This is a genomic window from Stenotrophomonas sp. YJH_SMC_82 (genome assembly GCF_059368875.1).
On the sequence record NZ_JCAFSE010000003.1, the window covers coordinates 366,826 to 383,060 of the forward strand.

Annotated in this window: 18 protein-coding genes; 12 read left to right on the plus strand and 6 right to left on the minus strand. The window is 66.1% G+C overall.

Translation table 11 applies throughout. The features are described from left to right. The first annotated feature begins 59 nt into the window (after positions 1–59). Together AC5P53_RS14410 and AC5P53_RS14415 are read left to right on the plus strand one after the other, a co-directional pair. The gene (locus AC5P53_RS14410) at positions 60–875 is read left to right on the plus strand and encodes a S1 family peptidase (protein WP_495227425.1); all 816 of its coding nucleotides are present in this window, start codon (positions 60–62) and stop codon (positions 873–875) included. A 65-nt stretch (positions 876–940) separates the two neighbouring features. Next, the gene (locus AC5P53_RS14415; protein WP_241886863.1) at positions 941–1,576 is read left to right on the plus strand and encodes a hypothetical protein; all 636 of its coding nucleotides are present in this window, start codon (positions 941–943) and stop codon (positions 1,574–1,576) included. Here the strand turns inward: AC5P53_RS14415 and AC5P53_RS14420 are convergent. Genes AC5P53_RS14420 through msuE form a run of 3 tightly spaced genes read right to left on the minus strand, consistent with a single transcriptional unit; the run spans position 1,533 to position 4,225 of the window. After that, positions 1,533–2,567 carry a methionine synthase gene (locus AC5P53_RS14420; RefSeq protein WP_014647229.1) on the minus strand — a complete coding sequence of 345 codons (1,035 nt, stop codon included), beginning with the start codon at positions 2,565–2,567 and terminating at the stop codon, positions 1,533–1,535. The genes AC5P53_RS14415 and AC5P53_RS14420 overlap by 44 nt on opposite strands. A 39-nt stretch (positions 2,568–2,606) precedes the next feature. Then, a complete protein-coding gene (locus AC5P53_RS14425; protein WP_241886862.1) occupies positions 2,607–3,584 on the minus strand; it encodes a DUF1852 domain-containing protein in 978 nt (325 codons plus the stop codon). A gap of 56 nt (positions 3,585–3,640) precedes the next feature. After that, entirely contained in the window at positions 3,641–4,225 is a 585-nt protein-coding gene (gene msuE / locus AC5P53_RS14430) for an FMN reductase (protein WP_041863466.1), read from the minus strand. 176 nt (positions 4,226–4,401) lie between these two features. On the opposite strand from msuE, the gene AC5P53_RS14435 reads away from it, so the two are divergent. Together AC5P53_RS14435 and AC5P53_RS14440 are read left to right on the plus strand one after the other, a co-directional pair. After that, entirely contained in the window at positions 4,402–5,316 is a 915-nt protein-coding gene (locus tag AC5P53_RS14435) for a LysR family transcriptional regulator (RefSeq protein ID WP_014647226.1), read from the plus strand. Then, positions 5,316–6,185 carry a methylenetetrahydrofolate reductase gene (locus AC5P53_RS14440; RefSeq protein ID WP_241886861.1) on the plus strand — a complete coding sequence of 290 codons (870 nt, stop codon included), beginning with the start codon at positions 5,316–5,318 and terminating at the stop codon, positions 6,183–6,185. The genes AC5P53_RS14435 and AC5P53_RS14440 overlap by 1 nt, the downstream gene beginning before the upstream one ends. Positions 6,186–6,191: 6 nt before the next feature. On the opposite strand, the gene AC5P53_RS14445 is transcribed toward AC5P53_RS14440, so the two are convergent. Continuing rightward, the gene (locus AC5P53_RS14445) at positions 6,192–6,470 is read right to left on the minus strand and encodes a hypothetical protein (protein WP_241886860.1); all 279 of its coding nucleotides are present in this window, start codon (positions 6,468–6,470) and stop codon (positions 6,192–6,194) included. A 232-nt stretch (positions 6,471–6,702) separates the two neighbouring features. Here AC5P53_RS14445 and AC5P53_RS14450 point away from each other — a divergent pair, with 232 nt between their 5' ends. The 3 genes from AC5P53_RS14450 (at position 6,703) to AC5P53_RS14460 (ending at position 8,464) form a co-directional block, all read left to right on the plus strand. After that, positions 6,703–7,230 (plus strand): DUF6622 family protein, encoded by a 528-nt coding sequence (locus AC5P53_RS14450; protein ID WP_495227426.1) that lies wholly within the window; start codon positions 6,703–6,705, stop codon positions 7,228–7,230. A 129-nt stretch (positions 7,231–7,359) separates the two neighbouring features. Then, positions 7,360–7,887 carry a hypothetical protein gene (locus AC5P53_RS14455; RefSeq protein WP_181160698.1) on the plus strand — a complete coding sequence of 176 codons (528 nt, stop codon included), beginning with the start codon at positions 7,360–7,362 and terminating at the stop codon, positions 7,885–7,887. A gap of 10 nt (positions 7,888–7,897) precedes the next feature. Further along, on the plus strand, positions 7,898–8,464 hold the full coding sequence (locus AC5P53_RS14460) for a hypothetical protein (protein ID WP_032958916.1): 567 nt from the start codon (positions 7,898–7,900) through the stop codon (positions 8,462–8,464). A gap of 13 nt (positions 8,465–8,477) precedes the next feature. Here AC5P53_RS14460 and AC5P53_RS14465 read toward each other — a convergent pair whose 3' ends face one another. Continuing rightward, a complete protein-coding gene (locus AC5P53_RS14465; protein ID WP_010485668.1) occupies positions 8,478–9,380 on the minus strand; it encodes a LysR family transcriptional regulator in 903 nt (300 codons plus the stop codon). A gap of 109 nt (positions 9,381–9,489) precedes the next feature. On the opposite strand from AC5P53_RS14465, the gene AC5P53_RS14470 reads away from it, so the two are divergent. The 5 genes from AC5P53_RS14470 (at position 9,490) to AC5P53_RS14490 (ending at position 14,918) form a co-directional block, all read left to right on the plus strand. Further along, positions 9,490–10,611 (plus strand): 4-oxalomesaconate tautomerase, encoded by a 1,122-nt coding sequence (locus AC5P53_RS14470; protein WP_111205710.1) that lies wholly within the window; start codon positions 9,490–9,492, stop codon positions 10,609–10,611. Positions 10,612–10,686: 75 nt separating this feature from the next. Continuing rightward, positions 10,687–11,745 carry an ABC transporter substrate-binding protein gene (locus tag AC5P53_RS14475; RefSeq protein WP_495227427.1) on the plus strand — a complete coding sequence of 353 codons (1,059 nt, stop codon included), beginning with the start codon at positions 10,687–10,689 and terminating at the stop codon, positions 11,743–11,745. Positions 11,746–11,758: 13 nt separating this feature from the next. Next, the gene (locus AC5P53_RS14480) at positions 11,759–12,592 is read left to right on the plus strand and encodes an ABC transporter ATP-binding protein (protein ID WP_014647218.1); all 834 of its coding nucleotides are present in this window, start codon (positions 11,759–11,761) and stop codon (positions 12,590–12,592) included. Next, positions 12,576–13,352, plus strand: coding sequence for an ABC transporter permease (locus AC5P53_RS14485; protein ID WP_005409726.1), 777 nt, complete (start codon positions 12,576–12,578; stop codon positions 13,350–13,352). The genes AC5P53_RS14480 and AC5P53_RS14485 overlap by 17 nt, the downstream gene beginning before the upstream one ends. Positions 13,353–13,484: 132 nt before the next feature. Continuing rightward, positions 13,485–14,918, plus strand: a complete 1,434-nt coding sequence (locus tag AC5P53_RS14490; protein WP_169412699.1) for an OprO/OprP family phosphate-selective porin — start codon at positions 13,485–13,487, stop codon at positions 14,916–14,918. A 25-nt stretch (positions 14,919–14,943) separates the two neighbouring features. Here AC5P53_RS14490 and AC5P53_RS14495 read toward each other — a convergent pair whose 3' ends face one another. Continuing rightward, a complete protein-coding gene (locus AC5P53_RS14495) occupies positions 14,944–16,191 on the minus strand; it encodes an arsenic transporter (RefSeq protein WP_164165598.1) in 1,248 nt (415 codons plus the stop codon). Positions 16,192–16,235: the final 44 nt, after the last annotated feature.

Consider the following 16,235-nt stretch of genomic DNA (forward strand, 5'->3'; position numbering starts at 1 on the left):
CCGTATGGCAGGGCCATGCCCTAGGCTGTTGGAATTGAACTGCTGGGATGCAAGCAACCATGAACCGCTGGATTTTCCTGGCGTTGGCCACGCTCCCGTTCGCCGCCGGCGCCGTGGTCATCCGCGATGATGTGGACGACGCCCGGTATCAGATCGATGCATCGGCCTTCCCCGCGCTGGCCGACATGCCGGGCGAGGGGCACGGCGTCCTGATCGCGCCGCGCTGGGTGCTGACCGCCGCGCATGCCGCGCCGATGGAAGGGAGGGGCGCCACCATCACCATCAATGGGAACGGCTACGGCGTCGAGCGTGTCTTCCTGCACCCCGGCTACCGGAAGATGCCCGAGGCGCTGGGCAAGGAAGCGATGGCAACCGGGAGCGCGTCGAAAATCCACGCGTTCCTGGCAGCATCGGATGACATTGCACTGATCAAACTCGCCGCACCGGTGAGCGATGTGCCGCCGGTCGCACTCTACCGGGGCGCCGACGAGGTCACGCAGGTCGCCGCCCTGATAGGGAGAGGCGCCACCGGCAATGGTGCGACTGGCCTGATGCCCGGCGGGCCGCATCGTACAACGCTGCGGCGGGCCTGCAACGCGATCACAGGCGGCAACACGCGCTATCTCTGGTACCGGTTTGATCCGCCTCCGCAGGGCCTTCCCCTTGAAGGCGTGCTCGGCAACGGCGACAGCGGCGGCCCGCTGGTGATCGAGAAAGATGGGGCCTGGCAGCTGGTGGGCCTCGGTTCCTGGATCACCGCCGTACCCGAGCATGCGCTGGAAGCGGGTTTCTATGGGCAGGTGGTCTACAACGTGCGTGTGTCCCGCTACATCGACTGGATCGAAAGCATCATCGAGCGTGACGCGTCACTTTAATTCTTGTTCCCGTAGCCCGGCGGTGCGGAGCAGGCGTAGCGGAAGCAAGCGCGCCTTAACGATTCATGGTCTCGAACAAGCGCACGGTGCGGATCTCAGCCGGTGCGACGCGCGCTCGTATCCTTTCCGACATGAGTCCTCCCTTCGATCTTCCAGAGTTCATGACGGTCACCCGGCCCTCCGGCTGGGTACGGAGCGGCGAGCGCTGGGACCTGTGGTGGAACGGGCGCTCGGTGGCCAACATCGTGCCGCATGCCGAACTTGGCTTCCGGGTCTACCTGGATGCACGCAGGATGTCCCAGACCAAGGTGGTGGCCGCCACGAATGTGCGGCAGGCCAGGCGCTACGCCGAGCGCTGGTGTGCTGCGCGGCTCTTCCCACAGCTGCGGCTGCGCGAGGCAGTGGCGCGCCTGGTGGACGTAGCGCCGGAAGCAGGCGCTGCGCCGTCGCCCGCGCTTTCGCGGGAACAACGGCAGCAGGCCCGCCGCCTGGCCGAGGCCGGGGCGGGGGAGGTGGTACGGATCAAGCAGGCACTGGCGCCGCGACAGCCCGCGATGAAGACCCGACCGGAAGTGCAGGGGCGGGGTGGAGCCTGGTCGATACCCGGCCAGGCTCCGTCAAACCGACATTCGAACGACAATTCCTCCCCAGCCAGGGTTATGCCGAGAGTTCTTCGCGAACGATCCTCGCTCCCGCGCTGAGTGCGCGCAGCTTGCCCCTGGCCACGTCGCGCGCCAGTGGCGCCATGCCACAGTTGGTGCTCGGGTAGAGCTTGTCGGCGTCCACGAACTGCAGCGCCCTGCGCAGGGTGTTGGCCACGTCCTCCGGGGTTTCCACCGTGGTGGAGGCCACGTCGATGGCACCGACCATCACCTTCTTGCCGCGCACCAGCTCGATCAGGTCGATCGGCACATGGGAGTTGTGGCATTCCAGCGAGATGATGTCGAGGCTGGAGGTCTGCAGCTTCGGGAACGACTCCTCGTACTGGCGCCATTCCGAACCCAGCGTCTGCTTCCAGTCGGTGTTGGCCTTGATGCCGTAGCCGTAGCAGATGTGCACCGCCGTCTCGCACTTCAGCCCTTCGATCGCACGCTCCAGGGCGGCCACGCCCCAGTCGTTCACCTCGTCGAAGAACACATTGAAGGCCGGCTCATCGAACTGGATGATGTCAACGCCGGCGGCCTCCAGTTCCTTCGCTTCCTCATTGAGGATCTTCGCGAACTCCCAGGCCAGCTTTTCGCGGCTCCTGTAGTGCGCGTCGTACAGCGTGTCGATCATCGTCATCGGGCCCGGCAGCGCCCACTTGATCGGCTGCGTGGTCTGGCGGCGCAGGAACTTTGCATCCTCCACGAACACCGGCTTCGGGCGGCTCACCGCGCCAACCACGGTCGGCACACTGGCGTCGTAGCGGTTGCGGATGCGCACGGTTTCGCGCTTCTCGAAGTCGACGCCGCTGAGATGCTCGATGAAGGTGGTGACGAAATGCTGCCGGGTCTGCTCGCCGTCGCTGACGATATCAATGCCGGCGTGCTGCTGTTCCTGCAGGGACAGGCGTAGGGCGTCCTGCTTGCCTTCAAGCAGGGCTTCGTCCTGCAGCTTCCAGGGTGACCAGAGTGTTTCGGGCTCTGCCAGCCAGGAGGGTTTGGGCAGGCTGCCTGCGGTGGAGGTGGGGAGCAGCGTCTTCGTCGGCATTGTGTCGTGTGTCCTGGGGGCGGTTGGGAAATCGATGGATCAGCGGGCGGCCCACTGCTCAAGCACGGCGCGGTACGGCTTGATGAAGTGCTCTTCGGTGAACCTGCCCTGCTTGACCGCCAGCTGGCTGCGCTCTTCGCGGTCGTAGACGATGCGGGTGGAGGAGTAGTCCTGGTGCTTCAGGCTGGGCTGGTAGACCTTGCCGGCCACGGAATTGGCGTTGTAGATCTCCGGGCGGTAGATCTTCTGGAAGGCTTCCATGGTGCTGATGGTGCCGATCAGTTCCAGGTTCGAGTAATCGCCCAGCAGGTCGCCCTGGAAGTAGAACGCCAGCGGCGCGACGCTGCCCGGTGGCATGAAATAGCGCACCTGCAGGCCCATCTTGTCGAAGTACTGGTCGGTGGGGGAGCGCTCACCCTGGCGGTATTCCACGCCCAGGATCGGGTGATGGTTCTCGGTGCGGTGGTAGGTCCTGCTGCTGGAAACACTGATGCAGATCACCGGCCCCTTGCTGAAGTTGGCGCGGTAGGCGTCCGAGCGCAGGAAGTGCTGGAACAGCTTGCCGTGCAGGTCGCCAAAGCCCTCCGGAATGCCGAAGGTGTCCTTGCCCTCGTTGCTGGCCGGCAGCACGACGCTGAAGTCGTAGTCGCGCACGTAGGACGAGAAGTTGTTGCCAACGATGCCCTCGCTACGCACGCCGGTCTGCGTATCGACGATGGTCGGCCGCAGCACTTCGATCAACGGGAACGGATCGCTGCCGTCGGCGCCGTCGATGTGCATCTCCACGGTGATGATGTCCAGCTCGACCGCATAGCGGTCCGCATTCGGGTTGTCCCAATGTGCCAGGTCGTTGAAGCGGTTGTTGATCATGCTGATCGTGTTGCGCAGGTTCTCCCGCCGCGACGCGCCACGGGCCAGGTTGGCGAAGTTGGTGGTGATGCGCGTGCCCTCGGCCGGCTGGTAATCCTCGTTGAAGGGGATGCGCGTGATGCTGAAGGTGAAGGTATCGGTCGTCATGGCGGCGTTCCGGGTTGCGGGGTGACATCCAGATGCAGGTCGGCGGCGTCTGGCATTCAAAGCGTTGCGGTGGCCTCTGCGGTAGCGGGAGGCGCGGCGCGATGGGACAGCGCCAGCAGGGGCATCGCCCGCTGCACGGCCAGTCGCGCACGCTGGATCAGTGCGTCGTTGTGCACGCGGCCCTCGGCGAAATCGCGGTCGGTGGCGTAGACGCCCAGGGGCAGGGTGCGGGCCTGGAAGAAGCTGAAGAGCGGGCGCAGCTGGTGGTCGATCACAAGGGCGTGGCGCTCGCTGCCGCCGGTGGCGGCCAGCAGGATCGGGGTGTCGACCAGCGCATCCTGGTCGATGAAGTCGAAGAAGTGCTTGAACAGGCCGGTGTAGGAGCCGCGGTAGACCGGCGTGGCCACCACCAGGACGTCGGCCTGTTCAACCGCAACCAGCTGCCGCTCCACGGCCTCGGGCAGCTGCGAGCGCCACAGCGCACCGGCCAGCTGCGGTGCCAGCTCACCGAGTTCGATCAGCTGCTGTTCGCTGTGGATGTCTTCGCCGATCAGGTCCAGCAGATGCTCGGCCAGGGCGGCGGCCCGGGAGGGGCGTTGCAGTCCGCCGGAAACGGCGACGATACGGAGGGGGCGGGTCATCTGTTCGCTATCAGCGGGGGAGGGGAGCGCCTTCGGGCATCTGCAGGTGCGCAGCCCTGCAGGCCGGCTGGGTCAGCAGGCTGGCAGGCAACCGAAGGCATGACCCGATCCTAGCCATGCCCTTCCATGACGTAAAATGGTATTACTTCACCAATCCATGAATGAGATTCATCGTCATGTTGGAACGGATCCACCTCAGCATCGTGCAGCAGGTCGAACAGCAGGGCTCGCTCACCGCGGCCGCCGGCGTGCTCAACCTGACCCAGTCGGCGCTCAGCCACAGCATGAAAAAGCTGGAGCAGCAGCTGGGCACCGATGTCTGGCTGCGCGAAGGCCGCAGCCTGCGCCTGACCCAGGCCGGGCAGTACCTGCTGGCGGTCGCCAACCGGGTACTGCCGCAGCTGGACCTGGCCGAGGAGCGGTTGGGCCAGTTCGCGCAGGGCGAGCGCGGCGCGCTGCGCATCGGCATGGAATGCCATCCGTGCTACCAGTGGCTGCTGAAGATCGTCTCTCCCTACCTGGCGGCGTGGCCGGACGTGGATGTGGACGTCAAGCAGAAGTTCCAGTTCGGTGGCATCGGCGCATTGTTCGGTTACGAGATCGACCTGCTGGTCACGCCCGATCCACTGCTGAAGCCGGGCCTGAAGTTCATCCCCGTGTTCGATTACGAGCAGGTGCTGGTGGTGGCCAGCAACCACGCCCTGGCCAAGGTGGACCACGTAAAGCCGCGCCAGCTCGGCCAGGAAGTGCTGATCAGCTACCCGGTGCCGTTCGAGCGCCTGGACATCTACAACCAGTTCCTGCTGCCGGCCGGCATCACCCCGCGGCGCCACAAGGCCATCGAAACCACCGACATCATGATGCAGATGGTGGCCAGCGGCCGCGGCGTGGCTGCCATGCCGCGCTGGCTGGTGGAGGAGTACGCCACGCGCATGGACGTGGTGCCCGTACGGCTGGGCGCCAAGGGCATCCCCAAGCAGATCTACCTGGGTGCGCGCGAGGCCGATACCGGTATCGACTACCTGCAGGCCTTCATCGAACTGGCCCGCAACAGCTCGCCGCTTGCCGGCAATGCACGCGAGGCGCGCTGATGCCGGCCGGTACCTCAGCGCACGCGGAATCCTTCATCAACGCCTTTTCACTGGAAGTCAGCGCGAAGGCCATGCCTGCGCTGCGCGCCGAGGCGGATCGGATCCCGCGCGGTACGGTCATCTCCATTCCCTGGCTGGCCAGCGAGGATGACGACGCCCGCCTGGCCGCCGTGCGCACCGTGCGCTCGCTCGGATTCGAGCCGATGCCGCATCTCTCTGCCCGCCGCATCCGGTCAGCCGCATCGCTTGCGCGCTTCCTGGAGCGTGCGGCCGGCGACGCCGGGGTCGCGCGTTGCCTGCTGATCGCGGGCGACCTGGCCACGCCCGCTGGGCCGTTTGCCGACAGTGCTTCGATCATCCAGACCGGTCTTCTGGAGCACTCCGGGATCAAGGTCGTTGGTATCGGCGGACACCCGGAAGGGCATCCGGTAATGAGCAGTGACGAACGCTGGCAGGCGCTTGAGCGTAAATGCCAGAGCATCGAAGCGCGCGGCATGGCCCCCTTGGTCGTCACCCAGTTCGCCTTCGATGCCGATGCCGTGCTGGCTTGGCTGGAGGCACTGCGCGCGCGTGGCATCAGCGTCCCGGTGCTGGTCGGCGTGCCGGGCCCGGCCAGCGTCTCTCGCCTGCTGCGCTACGCCGCGATGTGCGGCGTGGGCGCCAGTGCATCGATGCTGGCCCGGTATGGCATCTCGATCGGCCGGCTGCTCGGCGCGGCAGGGCCGGAGGTGTTCGTCGATTGCCTGGTGAAGGGGCTGACCCGCGCCCATGGCCAGGTCAGCCCGCATTTCTTCCCGTTCGGCGGTATTGCGCCGTCGCTGGAGTGGGTGGCGCAGTACCGGCGGCGCATTTCCGGCACCGATCGTTGAATCGCCTCAGCCCGGCAGGTCGCACTTCATCTTTCCGTCCACGTAGTAGGGCTTGGGCACGCTCGGGTTCGGGTTGGTCTTCTCGAAGACCACCTCGAACGAGGCGGTGTCGGGCGAGCCCTTGCGCTCGGTACACGCGTCCTGCAGCTTCTTCTTGACCGCAGTGATGCCGGTATCGCGGTTGGCACCCTCGGCACTGTTGGTCAGATTCACGGTCTCTGCCGAGGCCAGCGGGCTCAGCACAAGCAGGGCGCCGGTCAGTATCAGGGTGTGCAGCTTCGTCATGGTTCGTACCTGGCAGGTCTCCAATGAGGCCCCCAGCATAGGGCAGGGCCGTCAACAGCATGTGCCCGGCCTGGCCCGCCCCAGCCGGGTCAGGCCAGGGCGTGCTCGCCACGGCGTAACCGGCGATGGCTGACAGCTGTCACTGGCTGCAACCCGGGCGGAAGCGAATAGTGAGCGCCAAGGCGAGGACACCTCGCCACCACTCAGCCACCACTCACCAGGGGGACCGCTCATGAACATGCTCCAGCAACTCGCCTCGCAGACGCCGATCTGGGTCTGGCTGCTCCTGGCCTTCCTGGTCACCCGTGGCATTGCCGCCATGAAGCCGGCCCAGACCTCGCTGCAGAAGCTGGCGATCGTGCCCGGCCTGTTTGCCGTCTGGGGTGCGTGGTCGATCAGCCATCGTTTCGGCGCGTCGCTGATCGCCTGGAGCGAGTGGCTGGCCGGCATCGCCACGGGGGCCGCGCTTGCCTGGCTGCTGTTGAGTCGATTGAAGCTGACGCTGGACCGCAGCACCGGCAAGCTCTGGCGCAGCGCGGACTTCAGCCTGCTGCCGCTGCTGCTGGTCACCTTCCTGGTGAAGTACGGCTTCGAGGTCGCATTTGCGGTGTCGCCGACGCTGACCGCCAGTGCCGGCTTCAGCGCCGCCTACCCGCTGCTGACCGGCGGGTTCACTGGCGTCTTCGTGGGCAAGTACTGTCGCTACCTGGCCTCGCTGCGGATGGATGCGGCGGGGAAGGGACTGGAAACCGCAGGTTGATTGACCTGGTAGTGCCGGTCGCTGGAGGCTCCGCAGGTCATCGGCAATCGAGTTTGGCGTTACCATCGGAGCGGCTGCACCTCCCGTGAGAGCCCGGGATGGATGGAACCATCTGAGCAGGAATCGATAGTGGAAGCGATATATCCGGTCGGCGTTGCAGGGGGAATGCGGATCATCTGGTTTGCCTGGGTATCAGGTGACCATGATCGGGTGATGTCCAGCAATGGAAGGCCTGTCTGCGATAGCAGCAAGGAAGGGCTGGAGGGTCAGGTTGCCGCGCGCGGCCGAGTCCTGGACTGGGAAGGAGAGTCCGTCATTGACCTCGACTCGCTGATCTCGTCTGTAGATTCAGGGCGGGAGGTCGACCCCGGGGAGGTCGTGGATGCATGGAATTTCATGACGGACCTCTCCAGGGTGATCGACAACGCCCCCAATCAGCTGTTTCATGCCGAGTTGATGGAGACCTATGACATCTTCTTTTCGCAGTGCGAGGTCGCTCAATCGCTTGGTCTGAGATCGATTTCCATTGCAAGGCGCGATCTGGATCGAGCCCTTGTTGTCCTGCGCGACGGAAGGCGAATGGTGCAGGGCATCCAGTTGAACATCGAACGTCCTGCGTCCTCGCCAACCGTCGGGCGCACGCATGAGATCCATTGATCTGTGGACAATGAAACGGAACGCCAGGAAGGCTGGGTTGCGGGTGGTTGGCAACTTTCTGATTGTTTCGTACACACGCGATGTGATCTCCGGGTTTGCCATGGACCCAGCGCCGTCCTCCATCTATGTATGGACCTTCGCACTTCCGGTCTATGACGGCCTGCCACACCTGCATATGTCTCTCGGCCAGAGGGTCGCTTGCCCGGAAGATCCAAAGGACTTTTTCCGCGGCACGCACGAGGCTCACCTCGCAATGCTCGAAGGGGTGAGAACAGCTGCGGACCTTCTGATGTATGTTGAAGAGGCCGGTTTCGAGGGCGATTACTGCCAATGGGTGAAGTACCTGTCCACCATTCGCCTGGGCGATTTCCCGGCCGCAGACGCTGCACTGAAGAATCTGCTCGCACTGCCGGTGTCCAGCGCGATCCGCGGAAGACTGGACAGGATGCTGGAGGCAATCGGGCGAGGTGGCGAATCAGGCGCGCGGCAGCTTCTGCAGGAATGGTCGATGCAGACGGCCCGATTGATGGGTGGCAGCAGCACATTCGCCTGGAGTCAGGACAGCACAAGCGCGTGAACCGCGCGGTTGCTCACGCCTCCCCACGCCACTGGCTCATCAGCATCTGAAGGAATCGCTCTGCGGTGGGCGAGAGCAGGGCACCCCGTCGGCGGACGATGCCGATCGTGCGCGACACCACCGGGTTGCCGATCGCGCGCGTCACCAGGGTGGGGTGATCCCCGTCCGGCGTGGCCATCTTCGGTAGCACCGACACGCCGATGCCGGCCTCGACCATGCCCAGTGACGTCGACAGGTGCGTCACCTCGTAGTGCCAGCTCAACTTGAGGTTCTCGCGCGCCAGCGCGCCGTCCAGCAGCGTGCGGTTACCGCTGGTGCGATGCACGGTGATCAGCTGGTGCTCGGCCAGATCAGCCCATTCCACTTTGCGCTTGCGGGCCAGTGGATGATCGCGCCGGCAGGCGAGGACGAAGGGGTCCTCGGCCAGCACGTCGAAGTCGAGATTCGGATCGTTGGCGCCCATGAAGTTGATGCCGAACTCGACTTCACCACGTTCCACTGCCTGCAGACCCTCCGTGGCCGGGATATCCAGAATGCGGAAGCGCACGTTCGGGTGTGCTTCGTGGAAACGCGCCATCACGCTGGGCAGGAAGTAGAACGCCGCCGTCGGCAGGCACGCGATGGTCACGGTGGCGCCGCGGGTGTCTTCGCGGCCGCGCAGCGAGAACAGCGAGCCATCGAATTCCTCCAGCATGCGGCGCACCAGTGGCAGCAGGTTCTCGCCGACAGCGGTGGTACTGACGCTGCGCGTGGTGCGCTCCAGCAGCGGCGAACCCACGGCCTGCTCCAGCTTCTGTATCCGTCGGCTGAGCGCCGGCTGGGAGACGTGCAGGATTTCAGCGGCGCGATGGAAGCTGCGTGTCTCCGATACCAGCAGGAACGCGCGTAGATCCAGGATTTCGCAATTGATGCTCATTGGGTATCAATCATCCAAAAATCAGCAATTCACAGATCAATTAGGGTCATGCCAGTATCGAATCACAGAGGGGTCATTCATCCCCTATACGCATCAATCTAGCACACGTATGTCCAACGATCTGCTCAGCATTCCCTGCGTGCTCATGCGCGGCGGCACCTCCAAGGGCCCGTTCTTCCTGGCCAGCGACCTGCCGGCGGACACCGCCGAACGGGATCGCCTGCTGCTGGAAGTGATGGGCTCGGGCCATCCGTTGCAGATCGACGGCATCGGCGGTGGCAACGCACTGACCAGCAAGGTGGCGATCATCGACCGCTCGAGCCGGGCGGACGCCGACGTGGACTACCTGTTCGCCCAGGTCCGGGTGGAGCAGCAGGTGGTGGATACCTCGCCCAACTGCGGCAACATGCTGGCGGCCGTGGGCCCGTATGCCATCGAGCGTGGGCTGGTGCAGGCGCAGGATCCGCAGACCGAGGTGCGCATCCACAACGTCAACACCGGCAAGCTGATCATCGCCACGGTGGAAACGCCGGGCGGCAATGTGGCCTACCGCGGTGATACGCGCATTGCCGGCGCGCCGGGCTCAGCCGCGCCGGTCAGGCTCTCTTTCCTTGATGCGGCAGGCGCCCGCACCGGCAAGCTGCTGCCCAGCGGGCATGCGCAGGAAACCATCAATGGCGTGCCGGCCAGCCTGGTGGACTGCGCCATGCCGATGATGCTGGTGCGTGCCGAAGACCTGGGCGTGCGCGGTGATGCCTCGCCCGCCGAACTGAACGCGGACGCGGCGTTCATGCGCCGGCTGGAAGCGCTGCGCATCGAGGCGGGCGCCCGCATGGGCATCGCCGACGCCGGCAACAAGGTCATTCCCAAGCCGGTGCTGCTGTCGGCGCCGCAACAGGGCGGCGATCTACAGGTGCGCTATTTCATGCCGCACCAATGCCACACCGCACTGGCCATCACCGGTGCGGTCGGCCTGGCCACCGCCGCCGTCACGCCGGGCACGCTGGCCCACACTTTGGTCGGATGCCGGTCCGTTCCCGGCAGCATTACCCTCGAACATCCGAGTGGGGCCCTGGAGGTGGGCCTCAGTCGCAGCTCGGGCGATTCGCCGGTGATTGCCAGCGTGGTCCGCACCGCACGCCGCTTGTTCGAGGGGCGCGTGTACGCGACTTCGCCCGCGCCCGCCACGGCCAGTGCCACCCAAGCCCGCCAATGGACGTCAGCGGCATGATCTGAACCCGGACGGGCCTGCGTAGACGCGCATGCCCGCCATTACAACGTAGATGCTTCACTCCTGGGAGGGATGATGTACAAGCAGTTCTTCTTGGCCGCGCTGTGCGCGGCCGGTCTGGCCGCGGCCGGATGCAGCAACAGCGGGCGCAGCGAAGGCGCATCCGTCGGCGGTGGCGACAATGCCCCGGTACGCATCAGCGTCGGCTCCTACAACCTCAACAACCTGCCGTTCTTCATCGCCGACGCCAAGGGGTACTTCAAGGACGTCGGCCTGCAGGTGAAGACCGAGAACTTCGCCCAGGGCGGCTCCAAGGTATTGCAGGCGCTGGTGGCCAATTCCACCGACGTGGCCGTCGGCTTCTACGACCACACCATCCAGATGCAGGCCAAGGGCAAGGACGTGGTGGCCTTCGTACTGCTCTCGCGCAACTCCGGCCTGGTGATGGCCGGCCGCGAGGATGCCACCTTCGATCCGGCGCGCCCGGAGACCATCAAGGGCCAGAAGGTCGGGATCACCGCGCCGGGCTCCTCGTCCGACTTCTTCGTCCGTCACTTCCTCGCCCAGCACGATATTCCGGCCGACAGCATCTCGTTGATCGGCGTCGGCTCGGGCGCCGCAGCGGTGGCCGCGCTCGAGCAGGGCAAGATCGACCTGCTCGTCAACTATGATCCTGCCGCCACCCTGATCACCGAGCGCAAGGTCGGCAGGATCATCCTCGACGCGCGCAGCGACGACGGCGCCCGCCAGGTCTATGGCGGCCTGTACCCGACCTCGGTGATGTACGCCAACCAGAGCTTCCTGGACACGCGACCCGAAGCGGCCGAGAAGATCGCCCGCGCCGAGCAGATGGCCTTGAAGTTCATCGCCGACAACAGTGCTGAAGACATCGTGGCCGCGCTGCCGGACAGCTACGTCTCCGGTGACCGCGCCACCTATGCCCGCGCGGTGGAGAACGCGCGCGCGATCTTCACCCGGGACGGTCACTTCACGCCTGCCGATCTGGAAACACCGCTGAAGGTGCTGCGTGAGTTCAACACGGATGTCGCCAAGGCCGATATCGATCTGTCCCGGACCTATACCAATGCCTTCGTCGAGCGTGCCAACGCTGCGGCGCCGGCTGCCCAACCGTAAGCGGAGGTAAACCATGGCCCTCAATGCCACCGTGCGCCAGTTCAATGGCGCGCCGCAGCTGGAGCCTGCACAGACCATGGTCGCCATCAACAAGGTGACCATGTCCTTCGGCGAATTCACCGCCGTACGCGATGTCGACATCCAGGTGGGTGACGGCGAGTTCCTTGCCATCGTCGGACCCACCGGCTGCGGCAAGAGCACCATCCTCAATTCCGTGGCGGGCCTGCTGAAGCCGTCGTCGGGCCAGGTCAGCATCGATGGCCGTGCCGTCAGCGGCGTGCAGGAGTCGGTCGGCTACCTGTTCCAGCAGGACGCGCTGCTGCCGTGGAAGACCGCGTACCAGAATGTTGAACTCGGCCTGCGCTTCCGTGGTGTGCCCGAGGCCGAACGCAAGGCCAAGGCCAACGCGTGGCTGGCCAAGGTCGGCCTGGCCGGCTTCGAGCATCGCTACCCGCACCAGCTGTCCGGTGGCCAGCGCAAGCGCGTGCAGATGGCCCAGGCGTTGATCGTCGAGCCGAAGGTGATCCTGATGGATGAGCCGTTCTCGGCGCTGGACATCCATACCCGCCACCTCATGCAGAACGAGCTGCTGCGGTTGTGGCAGGAAGACCGGCGCTCGGTGATCCTGATCACCCACGATCTGGAAGAAGCGATCGCCCTGGGCGACCGCGTGGTGGTGCTGTCCTCCGGCCCGGCCAGCCGCGTGGTGCGCAGTTTCGATGTGGATCTGGAACGGCCGAGGAACGTGGCCGAAATCAAGCTGGATGACCGTTTCACCGACCTGTACCGCGACATCTGGGCCTGCCTGCGCGGCGAAGTGGAGAAGAGCTATGCACGCCAAGACTGACAAGTTCATCCAGCTCGCGCTGGTGGTCGCCGTGTTCGGTGGCTGGGAAGGCGGCATCGCGCTGGGCGTGATCGATCCGTTCTTCTTCCCATCGCCAACCGCCATCGTGCAGCAGGCCTGGACCTGGCTGTCCGATACGTCGTTCTATCAGCATGTCTACATCACGCTGACCGAAACCGCGCTGGGCTACATCATCGGCACCGGCCTGGGTGTGGCCGGCGGCGTCTGGCTCGGCCTGAGCCGCCGCTCGGCACGCATCCTCGATCCCTTCATCAAGGGCTTCAACGCGATTCCGCGCGTGGTGCTGGCGCCGATTTTCGTGCTGTGGCTGGGCCTGGGGCTGTGGTCGAAGGTGGCGCTGGCGGTCACGCTGGTGTTCTTCACCACGTTCTTCAATGCCATGCAGGGCGTGCGCGAGGTGAATCCGGTGGTGCTGGCCAATGCCCGCATCCTGGGGGCGAGCCGCAGTGACCTGCTGCGCCATGTCTACTTCCCCGCAGCGGCGAGCTGGATCCTGTCTTCGCTGCGTACTTCGGTCGGCTTTGCCGTGGTCGGTGCGATCATCGGCGAATACCTCGGCGCCTCGGCGGGCCTGGGCTACCTGATCGCGCAGGCAGAAGGCAACTTCAACGCTGTGGGCGTGTTCGCCGGCATCATCATCCTGGCCGCCTTCGTGCTGGTCATCGACGCGCTGCTGGACGTGGTCGAGAACAAGCTGATCACCTGGCGTCCCAACGCCCAGGCACAGGCCACCAGCTGACCCGGACGGGCTGAGCCCGCCTGCCGCGCCGCCGGGCCGATCCGGCGGCGCGCGCTTCCTTCCCCGATCTTCCCCCGCACCACCGCAACGGGCCAGCGCCAGGCCAGGGGGCCGGCTGGCCGGAGAGAGCCCATGAACCATTCCAACGTGCTGCCGCTGGCAGCGCTGTCGGTCGCGCTCGGCCTGCTGTTGGCCAGTGGCCATGCCGACGCACAGTCCACGTCCTCGCTGCCCGCGCCGCTGAGCCAGGCCGAGCTGTCACGCCTGGTGCAGCAGCAGGCACTGCAGATCCAGCAACTGGAAGCACGCCTCCGCGCCGTCGAGGGCGGGCAGGGCAGCGCGAGGGCACCGTCAACGCCGCCCGCGCCTGCGCTGGAAACGCGGGTGGCCGCACTGGAAACCAGCCAGTCCAGGCTGCCGAAGGTCTCCTGGGCCAAGGGTGCACCGGAGTTCAGCAGTGCCGACGGCACGACGGTGTTCCGCCCCCGTGGCCGCCTGTTCGTCGATGCCTCGAGCACCGACGGTTCGGCGGTCGCCGACCGCAACGTTTCGGGTACCGAGATCCGTTCGGTGCGCCTGGGGGCCGAGGGGCGCTACGGCACCCTGGGCTGGGTCGTCGAGGGCGACTTCGCCGACAACGCGGTGGCGTGGAAGTCGGTCTACGCCACGCTGGACCACACGCTGTTCGGCCTGCCGGCCGATCTCACGATCGGCAACCGCTTGAACGATCGCGGTATCGATGGCTCAAGCAGCACCTCCAACACGCCGTTCCAGGAACGCAACGTGGTCGGCACGCTGCTGCTGCCGCAGCGCGGCCTGTTTGGTGTCGGGCTCACCGAGCGGGTGTATGGAAGGGGCTGGCATGCCAGCCTGTCGGTGGCCGGCAACGACCTCAACAACGCCGGCACCGACAACGACAGCCAGACCTGGGCCACCCGCGTCCACTGGAATCCGCTGGACACCGCCGACGCCACGGTGCATCTGGGCGCATGGGCCTTCCACGAGAAGATTCCCGCCGGGGCCAGCGGCGTGGTGCGCAGTTCGGCCATCGCGGGGCATTTCAACGATCTGGTCAGGATCACACCGGGCACGCTGGTGGGCGCCGAGCGCAGCACCGCCTACGGCGCGGAACTGGCCGGCTTCTTCGGCCCGGCGTGGGCAACCGGCGAGTGGGGTACGCGAAGCCTGCGCGGGGCCGATGCCAGCGGGCGCTATGATCGCGACCACGAAGCGTGGGCGATCTCGGCCGGCTGGTTCCTGGCGGGCGCGCTGCCGTCCTACTCGGGCAAGGCCGGCACGTGGGGCAAGGTGAAGGTGGCCGATCCGGTGACGCGCGGCGGCAGCGGTGCGTGGGAGCTGAAGGGCCGCTATGAGGACGTGGACTATGCCGAACTGCCCAGTGGTGGTACCGGTCACGCGTGGACACTGGGCGCGAACTGGTACCTCAACGATTTCAGCCGGGTGATGTTCGAAGCCGTGCGTTGGCAGACCCGCCACCGCAGCGGCAGTGCTGCGGGCAGGGATGAAGGCACCACCTTCAATACCCGTCTGCAGCTGGTCTTCTAGGGCCGGGCCGCCGCCTGCATTCTGGTCACAGCAGCAACAACGCAGCGATGAGTGCAGGCGGCATTACCAGCGCGCCGACGCGCAGGAAGTCGAGCGCGCTGACATGCTCGCCCTCGCGGCGCAGCGCCACCAGCCACAGCATCGTGGCCAGCGAGCCGGTCACTGACAGGTTCGGGCCCAGGTCCACGCCGACCAGCAGTGCGGCACGGGTCTGTGCGGGCAGTTCAGCCATCTGGCCCAGCGAACCGGCGGCCAGGCCGACCGGCAGATTGTTGGCTACGTTGCTCAGCAGTGCAGCGGCGCCACCGGCCAGCCAGCTGGCCTGGTGGGGAGAAGCCTGCGCCATGGCCTGCAGCGCGCTTGCCGCAGTCTGGATGACGCCGGTCTGCGCCACCGCCTCCACCAGCACGAACAGACCGGCCACCAGCGGCAGCACGCCCCAGGCGACATGCCGCAGCAGCGGCAGCGGGCTATGGCGCTGGCGTATCACCACGACCGCCACGCTCAGCGCGCCGGCGCAGAACGTGGCCAGGCCCAGCGGTCCGTTCAGCGCGGACGTCACCAGCAGTACGCTGCCGGTGAACAGCACGCCCAATGCACTCAGTCGGCCACCCTCGGTCAGCGGGCGATGTTCCGGTGCGGCGACCAGCGGCTGCGCGATTTCGCGCCGGTGTACCCAGCGCAGCACCAGGTAGGTGGCACCGATCGCCGCCGCCGACGGCAGCGCGAACTGCGCCAGCCACTGCAGCAGTGGCGGCATGTGCTGGCCGTACACCACCAGGTTGGCCGGGTTGGAGATGGGCAGCACGAAGCTGGCCGCATTGGCAATGAAGGCGCAGACGAACAGGTAGGGCAGGGGATTGGCGCGCGCCGCCTTGCAGGCCGCGTAGACCGCCGGTGTCAGCACCACGGCCGTTGCATCGTTGGACAGGAACACCGTCACCAGCGTGCCGACCAGGAACACCAGGTCGAACAGGCGTCGCCCCGATCCGCCCGCATGCCGCACCGCGTACAACGCCAGCCAATCGAACAGGCCTTCGCGCCGCGCCAGTTCGGCCAGCACCATCATGCCGACCAGGAACAGGTAGACGTCGCGGCCTTCGGCTACCGCGCCCCATGCGGTCTGCAGCGATACCGCGCCCAGCAGCGGCAACAGGGCGGCAGCGCCCAGCGCCCACACATACTCGGGGATGCGGAAGGGACGGAACAGCAGGCCGATGGTGGCAACGGCGACCGCTGCCCAGATCACGAGGGGGGAATGGGGGGCAAGCATGGAGTGGGGGCTTCAGCGGCACCGGCAGCGACCCCGGCGCAGGT

Coding starts and splice junctions, on each gene's coding strand:
- AC5P53_RS14475 (WP_495227427.1), top strand. CDS start 10,687: ATGTACAAGCAGTTCTTCTTGGCCGCGCTGTGCGCGGCCGGTCTGGCC.
- AC5P53_RS14445 (WP_241886860.1), bottom strand. CDS start 6,470: ATGACGAAGCTGCACACCCTGATACTGACCGGCGCCCTGCTTGTGCTG.
- AC5P53_RS14495 (WP_164165598.1), bottom strand. CDS start 16,191: ATGCTTGCCCCCCATTCCCCCCTCGTGATCTGGGCAGCGGTCGCCGTT.
- AC5P53_RS14480 (WP_014647218.1), top strand. CDS start 11,759: ATGGCCCTCAATGCCACCGTGCGCCAGTTCAATGGCGCGCCGCAGCTG.
- AC5P53_RS14435 (WP_014647226.1), top strand. CDS start 4,402: ATGTTGGAACGGATCCACCTCAGCATCGTGCAGCAGGTCGAACAGCAG.
- AC5P53_RS14415 (WP_241886863.1), top strand. CDS start 941: ATGGTCTCGAACAAGCGCACGGTGCGGATCTCAGCCGGTGCGACGCGC.
- AC5P53_RS14460 (WP_032958916.1), top strand. CDS start 7,898: ATGAAACGGAACGCCAGGAAGGCTGGGTTGCGGGTGGTTGGCAACTTT.
- AC5P53_RS14490 (WP_169412699.1), top strand. CDS start 13,485: ATGAACCATTCCAACGTGCTGCCGCTGGCAGCGCTGTCGGTCGCGCTC.
- AC5P53_RS14485 (WP_005409726.1), top strand. CDS start 12,576: ATGCACGCCAAGACTGACAAGTTCATCCAGCTCGCGCTGGTGGTCGCC.
- AC5P53_RS14440 (WP_241886861.1), top strand. CDS start 5,316: ATGCCGGCCGGTACCTCAGCGCACGCGGAATCCTTCATCAACGCCTTT.
- AC5P53_RS14470 (WP_111205710.1), top strand. CDS start 9,490: ATGTCCAACGATCTGCTCAGCATTCCCTGCGTGCTCATGCGCGGCGGC.
- AC5P53_RS14465 (WP_010485668.1), bottom strand. CDS start 9,380: ATGAGCATCAATTGCGAAATCCTGGATCTACGCGCGTTCCTGCTGGTA.
- AC5P53_RS14420 (WP_014647229.1), bottom strand. CDS start 2,567: ATGCCGACGAAGACGCTGCTCCCCACCTCCACCGCAGGCAGCCTGCCC.
- AC5P53_RS14450 (WP_495227426.1), top strand. CDS start 6,703: ATGAACATGCTCCAGCAACTCGCCTCGCAGACGCCGATCTGGGTCTGG.
- AC5P53_RS14425 (WP_241886862.1), bottom strand. CDS start 3,584: ATGACGACCGATACCTTCACCTTCAGCATCACGCGCATCCCCTTCAAC.
- AC5P53_RS14410 (WP_495227425.1), top strand. CDS start 60: ATGAACCGCTGGATTTTCCTGGCGTTGGCCACGCTCCCGTTCGCCGCC.
- msuE (WP_041863466.1), bottom strand. CDS start 4,225: ATGACCCGCCCCCTCCGTATCGTCGCCGTTTCCGGCGGACTGCAACGC.